Here is a 9,606-nt window from a genome sequence, read left to right as displayed (position 1 = left end):
TGAAACCTTAGCGCTTTGGTTTGCTGAAGATGTGCACTGCTTTTTTTACAATAGCCAGTTCCTCTTGCGTGTCCGCAAGCGTATGCTCTTTCTCTTGAAGTAACCGGCGCATTTCTTTAAGCTCTGCTTCCAGTTCTTTCACTCGATCTACGCTAGCTACAGGCTCATGTTTAAGTTCGCGATACTTGCCCATCCACTGGTGTAGTGTACTTTTTGGAATGTTGAGTTCTTCTGCCAAGTCTCCGAGTGTCTTGGTCTGTTCTTGAATAAATTTTACCGTTTGTTTCTTGAATTCTTCATTGTATCGTTGCCGTTGTTCTCCCATGTGGACACACCTCCGTTAGCCTTATTATCCTTCCGTCCGTTAACAGGTGTCCACTTTTTATTCTAGCTCCACTGTGATCGTTAGAATATTTAAACGCGGGAAATAGCTCAAATAGCGTTCCTTGTGATCATTAGAAAATTAATCTCATTGGATCGTTTTAGACGCTCCATTTGCACACAAGTTAGTAGCCGAGCTGATAATCATGATGATAATGACAATTTAAACTAACGAAGAGCGGTTAAGCAACATTTTCAAGGTTCATAGAGAACCAGAACATCGGACTGAGGATTGTCGTATTATGTGCTCAGCCGTGTTTCGAGTTTACGTGCACGTCGTCTCCGAACAAAAAAAGACGGGCAGATTATATCTGCTCCGTCTTCTTTCTTATATTATGTTCACCTGTATGTTTACAAGTGTGTATCTACAACTGTGTGCCAGTAAGGGATCTTGCGGCAGTTTTGTGGCAGTCTAGCGGACTGCAATCAGCAGGTAAGTCATGAGTGCATCGTTACCTTGCTTATCTATTCCGTCATTCTACCTTATTTTTCCTTTTACTCCGTTACGATATCATGAACCAATACAGGTGCATCGGCATGATCTGCAATGGTAATGTTTTCCTTGATTTTCGCAATCACCGCATCGACATCTTCACGATTCGCATGAATGGTTACCAGAGATTCACCGGCTTTCACTGAATCACCAACTTTTTTGTTCAGCATCAAACCAACCGCCAGATCGATCTCAGACTCTTTCGTTGCACGACCTGCACCAAGTAACATCGCAGCCGTTCCGATCTCATCTGCAACGATTCCAGCTACATACCCGTCACGATCTGCTGGAACTTCAATTAGATATTGTGCTTGTGGCAAGCGCTCTGGGTGATCGACCACAGAAGCATCGCCGCCTTGATTGGCCAAGAAATGTTTAAATTTCTCCAGTGCTTTACCGTTCTGGATCACTTCTTTGAGTTTCTCTTCCGCCTGCTCCAGTGAATCTGCTTTACCTGCAAGATATACCATCTGACGTCCTAGTGCCAGGCACAGTTCTTCCAGATCTTTCGGACCTTTACCTTGCAGTGTAAGAATCGCTTCTTTCACTTCCAGAGCGTTCCCGATGGCAAGACCCAGTGGCTGGGACATATCGGAGATAACCGCCATTGTTTTACGTCCTACATTGTTACCAATGCTAACCATGGCGTGTGCCAACTCTTTAGCATCTTCTGTTGTTTTCATAAACGCACCTGCGCCTGTTTTTACGTCCAGTACGATCGCATCTGCACCTGCTGCGATTTTTTTGCTCATGATGGAGCTGGCGATCAATGGGATCGAGTTTACCGTTGCCGTTACGTCACGAAGTGCATACAGCTTTTTGTCCGCAGGTGTCAGGTTGCCACTTTGACCGATAACCGCTACTTTATGTTCGTTTACGAGACGAATAAACTCTTCTTTTTCCAACTCAACGTGGAACCCAGCAACGGATTCCAGCTTGTCCGTAGTACCGCCCGTGTGTCCCAGGCCACGACCAGACATCTTCGCAACAGGTACATCCAGTGCAGCAACGAGTGGCGCAAGTACCAGTGTCGTCGTGTCTCCCACGCCTCCGGTGGAGTGCTTGTCAACTTTAACACCTTCAATAGCCGAAAGATCGATCGTTTCGCCGGAGTTTACCATCGACATCGTCAGATCGGCACGTTCCTTATCCGTCATATCCTTGAAAAATACAGCCATCGCCCATGCGCTGACCTGATAATCCGGGATTTCTCCTTGCGTATATCCTTGAACGACGAAATCGATCTCTTCTGTGGTCAGTTCTTTTCCGTCACGTTTTTTAGCAATAATGTCTACCATTCTCATGATGATCTCTCCTTTTGTAAAATGGATTGTCTAGGACACGTGTTGAGCGGGGCCGTTCCGGACCCGGATCGTTCTTTCGATCGCTGTTGTCTTCACATTTTTCTTGAATCACCTTTACTAAGGTTAAAATGTGAAAACAAAGGCGCACGCTTTGCTTCTCCAGAATCGATTCCGGTTCCTCCACTCCATGCTTCAACACCAGTTTCGATACAATCATTAGGGATTGTTTTTAATGTATACCGTTGAGCAGGAGCCGTTCCGGCTATGGATCGTTCTTTCGATCGCTGTTGTCTTCACCTTTTTTTGAATCACCTTTACTGAGGTTAAAATGTGAAAACAAAGGCGAGCGCTTCGCTTCTCCAGAATCGATTCCAGTTCCTCCACTCCATGCTTCAACACCAGTTTCGATATGTTTACAGTGTAATTGCTGTATCCAACGCCACAACCATCATGTCGTTAAATGTTTTTTGACGCTCTTCAGCTGATGTTTCTTCGCCTGTCAGCAAGTGATCACTTACGGTCAGGATTGTCAAAGCGTTCACGCCAAATTTCGCGGCAATCGTGTAAAGGGCTGTTGTTTCCATCTCCACACCAAGCACGCCGTGTTTCATCAATTTCTCTGTCACGGAACGGTCATCGCGATAGAAGGAATCGGAGCTAAATACGTTACCTACGTGGATTTTCATGCCTTTTGCAGTGGCACGGTCATAGGCTTCTTTCAACAACGAGAACGTTGCAATTGGTGAGAAGTCGTATCCACCGAAAACATGTTTGTTCATGCTGGAATCGGTACAAGCTGCTTGAGCAAGGATCACATCACGTACACGTACATGTTCCTGCATTCCTCCGCAAGTACCTACACGAATCAAGTTTTTTACGCCATATTCGCTAATAAGCTCGTTCGCATAGATTGCGAAGGATGGAATCCCCATACCTGAACCTTGCACCGAAATCCGGTGACCTTGATATGTACCTGTGAAACCGAGCATGCCACGAACTTCGTTGTAACAAACAACGTCTTCCAGATACGTGTCAGCAATGTATTTGGCGCGTAGCGGATCTCCTGGCAAAAGGATCGTTTCTGCGATATCTCCTGGTTTTGCTCCGATATGTGTACTCATGTGTAATCTCCTCCGATATAGATGATCTGTAGTACGATTTAGATGATCTCGAGTTCTTAATGTCGATTCTTTTTGATGTCAAGTTTTGTTAATGTAAAGTATATTATCGCATCTTATGCCGCTCCGATGTCTCAGAAATTACCCAGAGTTTAGCATCATGGCACAGCGCTTCGTATCTCGGCAGAGCAGGCACGTTCAGGATCAACCCAATCATCTAGATGCCCTCTCTGCCCAAGATACTATTCAAAATGCAATTAACAAATTCGCACCTAAAAGTGGTTTACTTCAACTCATTCAAGAAGCTTTTTCCATACTCCGGTAATTTCACACCAAAGTTATCTGCCACGGTTGCACCAAGATCGGCAAACGTGCTACGCAGTTCAAGCTTTTTACCCTCGCTGAAACGCGGGGAGTAAGCCAGCAGTGGTACATATTCACGCGTATGATCTGTGCCGCGGTAGGTTGGATCGTTACCATGGTCGGCTGTAATCAACAGCAGATCATCGTTTGTCATTTTCGCAAAAATCTCAGGTAAACGTGCATCATAATCTTCAAGGGCTTGCGCATAACCTTGTGGATCACGGCGGTGACCGTATAATGCATCAAAATCAACCAGGTTCAGGAAGCTGAGTCCAGTGAACTCTTCGTCCAGCGTCTCAGACAACTTGTCCATCCCATCCATATTGGACACAGTACGAACAGCTTTCGTTACGCCTTCACCGTCATAAATGTCAGAGATTTTACCCAAAGCAATCACATCCAGACCGCCATCTTTCAATTCATTCATCACCGTGCGTCCAAATGGTTTGAGCGCGTAGTCATGACGGTTCGCCGTACGTTTCCAATTCCCCGCTTCACCAACGAATGGACGGGCAATAATACGACCGAGCATGTACGGATCTTCAAGCGTGATTTCACGACAGAACTCACAGATCTCATACAGTTCTTTCAAAGGTACAACGTCTTCATGCGCTGCAATTTGCAGGACAGAGTCAGCTGAGGTGTATACGATCAGCGCGCCTGTTTCCACATGTTCCGCACCCAGTTCATCCAAAATCTCCGTGCCGCTGGCTGGTTTGTTACCAATGACCTTACGGCCCGTTTTCTCTTCAATGCGCTGAATTAACTCATCCGGGAAGCCATTCTCGAACACACGGAAAGGTGTATCAATGTATAACCCCATGATCTCCCAGTGACCTGTCATCGTGTCTTTGCCTCGGGAAGCTTCCTGCATTTTGGTGTAATACGCTTTAGGTTTATCCGCGACAGGGATACCTTGGATTGGTTCAATGTTGGAAAGTCCAAGACTTGCCATATGCGGCATATTCAGACCACCACGTTCACGTGCAATGTGACCCAACGTATCGACGTTAAAGTCATCGAATTCTGCTGCATCCGGCGCTTCGCCGATTCCTACAGAATCCATAACGATCAGATGTACTCTTTTGAATGTTGACATAAGTTAAGCACTCCTTCCAGCTTCCAATAATCCGAATTACAAAAACAGTCCAGTGATGATCGCAGACAGCACGCTGACCAGCGATGCACCGTAAAGCAGCTTCAGACCGAAGCGGGCCACCACGTTGCCCTGTTTCTCATGAAGTCCCTTCACCGCACCGGCAATAATACCGATGGAGGAGAAGTTGGCGAAGGATACGAGGAAGACGGATACGATTCCTGTTGTTCTGGCAGACAATGCCGTTTGCTCGCTCAAACTCAGCATCGCAACAAATTCGTTGGACACCATTTTGGTAGCCATAATACTGCCTGCCTGAATCGCTTCTTTCCAAGGGACACCCATAACAAAGGCAAAAGGTGCAAACACATACCCAAGCAGTTCCTGGAACGAAATACCGATTACAGCGCTAAATATTCCGTTAATCAAGGCAATCAGGGCGACAAAACCGATTAGCATCGCCGCTACGACAATTGCTACTTTGAATCCGTCCAGAATGTATTCTCCCAGCATTTCGAAGAACGATTGTTTCTCTTCTTCCCGCACTTCCAATATATCTTCTTCCGCCGTAACCCGATACGGATTGACGATGGAAGCAATGATAAAACCGCCGAAAAGGTTAAGCACAAGCGCTGTCACTACATATTTCGGTTCAATCATCGTCATATAGGCGCCGACAATGGACATCGATACCGTGGACATTGCTGATGCACAGAGGGTGTACAGCCGATGTTTCGGCAGTAGCCCGATTTGTTTTTTCACCGAGATGAACACTTCAGATTGCCCCAAAATGGCAGAAGCAACCGCGTTATATGATTCCAGTTTGCCCATTCCGTTGACTTTGCTTAATACCAGACCAATATATTTTATAACAAAAGGTAAGATTCGGATATACTGCAGGATACCAATTAAGGCAGAGATGACCACAATCGGCATTAGCACAGTCAGGAAAAACGGACCGCTCCCGCCTTCTGCTCCAATGTTGATCAAACCGCCGAAAACAAAGGTGATCCCTTCGGCTGCATAATCAAGCAAGTTCTTAAATACGGTGGAAAATCCGCCAATCAGCCATGTTCCCACTTCCGTATTCAGCAAAGCGTAAGCCAATATAATCTGTAAAACAATCATTACCGCAAGCGGTCGGTATCGAATCTGTTTCTTTCCGTTACTGGCGATATAAGCCAGTCCAAAAACAACGAGTAAGCCAAGGATGGCAATAAGGTATTTCATGTGATCTCTCCTTTGAAGGTCGTTAATCCCGTTGTATAAACTGCTCAAAGGGTTACTGAATCTTATTTTGTGTCATTTCATAACATATGATTTCAGAAATTTTATAAAGCGCTTACAAACAACAGGATATATTACGTTTCATGTTCAAGTGAAAATGGCCCTGAACCCTGTCATGTATCTCAGGCAGAGTTCAGGAGAATAACTCATTTTAGTAAGAAGAAGTGGACTGGCCGCCTTGCATGATTTTCACGCCAGAGCTTGCTCCGATTCGAGTTGCCCCTGCTTCAATCATTTTCTGCATATCTTCCAGACTGCGCACGCCGCCGGATGCTTTAACCCCTACGTCCGGACCAACGGTACGACGCATCAGGGCGATATCTTCCGGAGTTGCCCCACCTGTGGAGAAACCAGTTGATGTTTTCACAAAATCTGCTCCGCCTCTGACAGCCGCTTGACACGCACGTACTTTTTCATCATCTGTCAACAGACAAGTTTCAATAATTACTTTCACCAATGTACCTGCTGCAGCTTCGACAACAGCACGAATGTCCTGCTCTACAACATCATCTTTGCCGTCTTTCAGTGCGCTAATATTGATAACCATATCAACTTCTGTTGCCCCTTTAGCAATAGCATCTTTCGTTTCAAATGCCTTTGTTTCCGAAGTTGACGCCCCCAGAGGGAAACCAATAACTGTACAGATATCTACGCCAGTGCCTTGAAGTTGCTCTGCAGCGTAAGATACCCAGCCCGGATTCACACATACCGATGCAAATTGGTACTGCTTCGCTTCTTCCGTCAGCTTGGTAAGCTCGTTACGAGTTGCGTCTGCACGAAGCAGCGTGTGGTCGATCATTTTGGCTAATTGTGGTGTAGTCAATTGAAATCTCTCCCTTATCTGAACTGGTGAACTTATATCCTTACACTATCATGAACATATGTAAAAATCAACTTGAACATTCGTTCATTCATCTTTTGTGGATCGAAAAATGAACTTTCTGTTACGCCATGAGGAAATATTACTTGTTCCGTGTTTATTTTCCGCCTTACATAGTAAAACATCCGCCCGGATGTTATGGCAGATGTTGTCACTGTTGAACTTAATATGAAGTTGTGCAGGTGACAAGAATAGCAGCCATATGGGTAACCCATCTATTCGCTTTCCTATAACCGAAGCAATGCCTGCGCTGTGTATTGATCCGTAACCAAAATGTTGGCATACTGGCCTTTCAGAGCCGCATGAATCGCTTCAATTTTGCGCCCGCCCCCAGCCACGAGAATGGATTTCTCCTTGTTTCTTAATTCAGCCAAATCAATCCCGACCGTTCTGCTGTTAATCTCCTCACTGATCAAGTGCCCTTCCGCATCAAAAAAACGTGAACAAATATCACCTGCACCAGACTTCATCAGAAGCTCCTGTTCTTGTTCGTTAAAATATCCCAGCTTGAACAGAAGTGCATCCTCTTTCACGGTTCCTACCGTAAATATGGCGATGTTCGCCTGTCTTCCCAGCTCAACAATGCGTCCAATGTGACGGTCTGCCTCGACCATTTTTTTCACTTCAATATTATCGAAGATCACCGGAAGCGGCAGATACCTGGGAACCGTATGAAACGCTTCAGCAAACAGATGAACAATATCCGCGGCATAGGTGTTTATATGGGAGTGACTTACGCCCCCTTTAAGCTGTACCACTTCTACGCCTTTCACCTGCTTGGGTCTGAGTTGACGTGCGACCGCATGCATTGTTGTTCCCCATGTCACACCGATAATGTCCGCATCCTGCACGGTGTCCTGCAAATAGTCCGCAGCTCTCTTGCTTATATGCTTCTGAATTTCCTCATCACTCTTCAACGGTGCGAAACATACCAGAGCGGTCTCCAGATTGTATTTGGCTTTCAGTTCCCCGCCGATAATATCAATATCTTCCAGCGGGTCCATGATTTCAATGCGCACGTACCCTCGGTCTTTGGCATATTGAAGAAGCCTCGACACGGTAGGGCGTGATACGCCCAGTCTTGAGGCAATATCCTGCTGACTGTAATCGGACTGATAATACAATTTTGCCGCTTCAATGCTTAATCGCTGTTTCTCCAAGTCCATTCCCATGTGCATTCATCTCACTCATCTTATTATCGTTGGAAAATATAGAAAACGTTTAACTTTTCGTATACAGCTGAACGACTTTGCGTTGATAACGCTCGCTTCGCTACAATACTTGTCCTTATATATTATACATATATTAAAGTTTCCATCACTATATTTTGCCAAAAGTCAGATTACATACCACCTTCGCTGTCTCAGTGACCAACTTACCCGGTCTTTTACTCAAACGGACGAATAAAAAGTAACATCGCCCCCCATACTACTCCAGTCACTGGAGCTGTTTCTTGAGTATATGGACCCATAAATCAACCCACATTGGAAAGTGAGGATACCAAGTTATGTCTACTTTATTGTATATTACTGCCCATCCGCATGATCATCAAACGTCATTCAGTATGGCTGCCGGCAAATCGTTTATTGATGCGTACAAAGAAAGCCATGCCTCAGACGAAATCATTCATCTCGATCTGTACCGTTCCAATATCCCACATATCGATGCGGACGTATTCAGTGGATGGGGCAAGCTGCAAACTGGAGGCGACCTGAGCTCTGAAGAACAGTCCAAGGTACAACGGCTGAATGAACTATCTGACCAGTTCGCGAATGCAGACAAATATGTATTCGTTTCACCATTGTGGAACTTCTCCTTCCCGCCAGTACTTAAAGCATATATTGATTCCATCTGTGTAGCAGGCAAAACGTTTCGTTATACAGAGCAAGGTCCGGTAGGACTTCTGACGGATAAAAAAGCATTACACATTCAAGCCCGTGGCGGTGTCTACTCCGAAGGACCAGCGGCTCAGATGGAGTCGGGACATCGTTATTTGGGCATCATCATGTCATTTCTAGGTGTACCGAAGCTGGATGGCATCTTTGTTGAAGGTCATAACCAGTTCAAGGATCGTGCCGAGGAGATCAAACAGAAAGGGATTGAAGAAGCGCAGCGTTTTGCCAAGCAGTTCTAAGTAAGATAGAACGAGCCAAACAGCCGTAACCAGTACCAACGATCATCCGGCCATGATAAATAAAACCCGCATCACAGCCCTAGAACATAATTCTAGGGTTGATGCGGGTTTTTCATGTAAATCTGCACTGTATAACAGTGTTGTATAACTTATATTAATGCTCAGCCCTTGTGCGCCCCGGCACTGGCACGGCTCATCGTTTCAAGCTTGCGAGTAATCGCATGGCGGTCTATTTTCAATCCCCAGATTAACTCGATAATCTGTTCTTTCTCTTCCGGATGTTCGGCTTGTTTTAATTGTAGCAACAATTCATGCATCTGTTCGTTGATGTCTTCAAACTGGTTCCAGAGATCCTGCCGTACTTCGGTAGAATCCACGTGATGGTTCGCATCGACTTCTTCCTTCAATGCTTGCAGGATAGCGTCTTTCCATTCCTCATCACCAAGTTGTTTTGCAATGTTCAGGAGATCCAGATAATCGTCAACAAGAAGAGAGTTCAATTCAGCATATGTTTTCATCGTTTATTGCATCCCCTTTTCGTTCTATTTAC

The 9,606-nt window shown here is 45.4% G+C and carries 9 protein-coding genes; 1 reads left to right on the top strand and 8 read right to left on the bottom strand.

Annotated features, from left to right (window positions below):
* Positions 1–7 precede the first annotated feature (7 nt).
* The 7 genes from BLQ13_RS27435 to BLQ13_RS27405 all read right to left on the bottom strand — a co-directional run bounded on the left by BLQ13_RS27435 (position 8) and on the right by BLQ13_RS27405 (position 8,088).
* Positions 8–325 carry a transposase gene (locus BLQ13_RS27435; RefSeq protein WP_090924849.1) on the bottom strand — a complete coding sequence of 106 codons (318 nt, stop codon included), beginning with the start codon at positions 323–325 and terminating at the stop codon, positions 8–10.
* Between the two features lie 551 nt (positions 326–876).
* Positions 877–2,178 carry a pyrimidine-nucleoside phosphorylase gene (locus BLQ13_RS27430; RefSeq protein ID WP_090924848.1) on the bottom strand — a complete coding sequence of 434 codons (1,302 nt, stop codon included), beginning with the start codon at positions 2,176–2,178 and terminating at the stop codon, positions 877–879.
* Positions 2,179–2,591: 413 nt separating this feature from the next.
* Complete coding sequence (gene deoD, locus BLQ13_RS27425; RefSeq protein ID WP_056691414.1) at positions 2,592–3,299, bottom strand: purine-nucleoside phosphorylase; 708 nt, start codon at positions 3,297–3,299, stop codon at positions 2,592–2,594.
* Positions 3,300–3,579: 280 nt separating this feature from the next.
* The gene (deoB, locus tag BLQ13_RS27420; protein ID WP_090924847.1) at positions 3,580–4,758 is read right to left on the bottom strand and encodes a phosphopentomutase; all 1,179 of its coding nucleotides are present in this window, start codon (positions 4,756–4,758) and stop codon (positions 3,580–3,582) included.
* Between the two features lie 36 nt (positions 4,759–4,794).
* Entirely contained in the window at positions 4,795–5,985 is a 1,191-nt protein-coding gene (locus BLQ13_RS27415; RefSeq protein ID WP_090924846.1) for a NupC/NupG family nucleoside CNT transporter, read from the bottom strand.
* Between the two features lie 208 nt (positions 5,986–6,193).
* Positions 6,194–6,841: a deoxyribose-phosphate aldolase gene (gene deoC, locus BLQ13_RS27410; protein ID WP_090924854.1), complete on the bottom strand. Its 648-nt coding sequence runs from the start codon at positions 6,839–6,841 to the stop codon at positions 6,194–6,196.
* Positions 6,842–7,149: 308 nt separating this feature from the next.
* The gene (locus BLQ13_RS27405) at positions 7,150–8,088 is read right to left on the bottom strand and encodes a sugar-binding transcriptional regulator (RefSeq protein WP_090924853.1); all 939 of its coding nucleotides are present in this window, start codon (positions 8,086–8,088) and stop codon (positions 7,150–7,152) included.
* 341 nt (positions 8,089–8,429) lie between these two features.
* On the opposite strand from BLQ13_RS27405, the gene BLQ13_RS27400 reads away from it, so the two are divergent.
* Positions 8,430–9,056 carry an FMN-dependent NADH-azoreductase gene (locus BLQ13_RS27400; RefSeq protein ID WP_090924845.1) on the top strand — a complete coding sequence of 209 codons (627 nt, stop codon included), beginning with the start codon at positions 8,430–8,432 and terminating at the stop codon, positions 9,054–9,056.
* Between the two features lie 161 nt (positions 9,057–9,217).
* On the opposite strand, the gene BLQ13_RS27395 is transcribed toward BLQ13_RS27400, so the two are convergent.
* The gene (locus BLQ13_RS27395) at positions 9,218–9,574 is read right to left on the bottom strand and encodes a hypothetical protein (protein WP_090924844.1); all 357 of its coding nucleotides are present in this window, start codon (positions 9,572–9,574) and stop codon (positions 9,218–9,220) included.
* Positions 9,575–9,606 lie beyond the last annotated feature (32 nt).

The organism is Paenibacillus polysaccharolyticus (assembly GCF_900102085.1).
In the GTDB taxonomy this organism is placed as follows: Bacteria; Bacillota; Bacilli; order Paenibacillales; family Paenibacillaceae; genus Paenibacillus; species Paenibacillus polysaccharolyticus.
The sequence above is the reverse complement of the archived record's forward strand: the minus strand, read 5'-3'. Positions and strand labels throughout refer to the sequence as shown.

Excerpts from the sequence above, each read along its gene's own strand:
- BLQ13_RS27430 (WP_090924848.1), bottom strand. The coding sequence starts at position 2,178 with ATGAGAATGGTAGACATTATTGCTAAAAAACGTGACGGAAAAGAACTG.
- deoB (WP_090924847.1), bottom strand. The coding sequence starts at position 4,758 with ATGTCAACATTCAAAAGAGTACATCTGATCGTTATGGATTCTGTAGGA.
- BLQ13_RS27435 (WP_090924849.1), bottom strand. The coding sequence starts at position 325 with ATGGGAGAACAACGGCAACGATACAATGAAGAATTCAAGAAACAAACG.
- BLQ13_RS27415 (WP_090924846.1), bottom strand. The coding sequence starts at position 5,985 with ATGAAATACCTTATTGCCATCCTTGGCTTACTCGTTGTTTTTGGACTG.
- BLQ13_RS27400 (WP_090924845.1), top strand. The coding sequence starts at position 8,430 with ATGTCTACTTTATTGTATATTACTGCCCATCCGCATGATCATCAAACG.
- deoC (WP_090924854.1), bottom strand. The coding sequence starts at position 6,841 with ATGATCGACCACACGCTGCTTCGTGCAGACGCAACTCGTAACGAGCTT.
- deoD (WP_056691414.1), bottom strand. The coding sequence starts at position 3,299 with ATGAGTACACATATCGGAGCAAAACCAGGAGATATCGCAGAAACGATC.
- BLQ13_RS27395 (WP_090924844.1), bottom strand. The coding sequence starts at position 9,574 with ATGAAAACATATGCTGAATTGAACTCTCTTCTTGTTGACGATTATCTG.
- BLQ13_RS27405 (WP_090924853.1), bottom strand. The coding sequence starts at position 8,088 with ATGGACTTGGAGAAACAGCGATTAAGCATTGAAGCGGCAAAATTGTAT.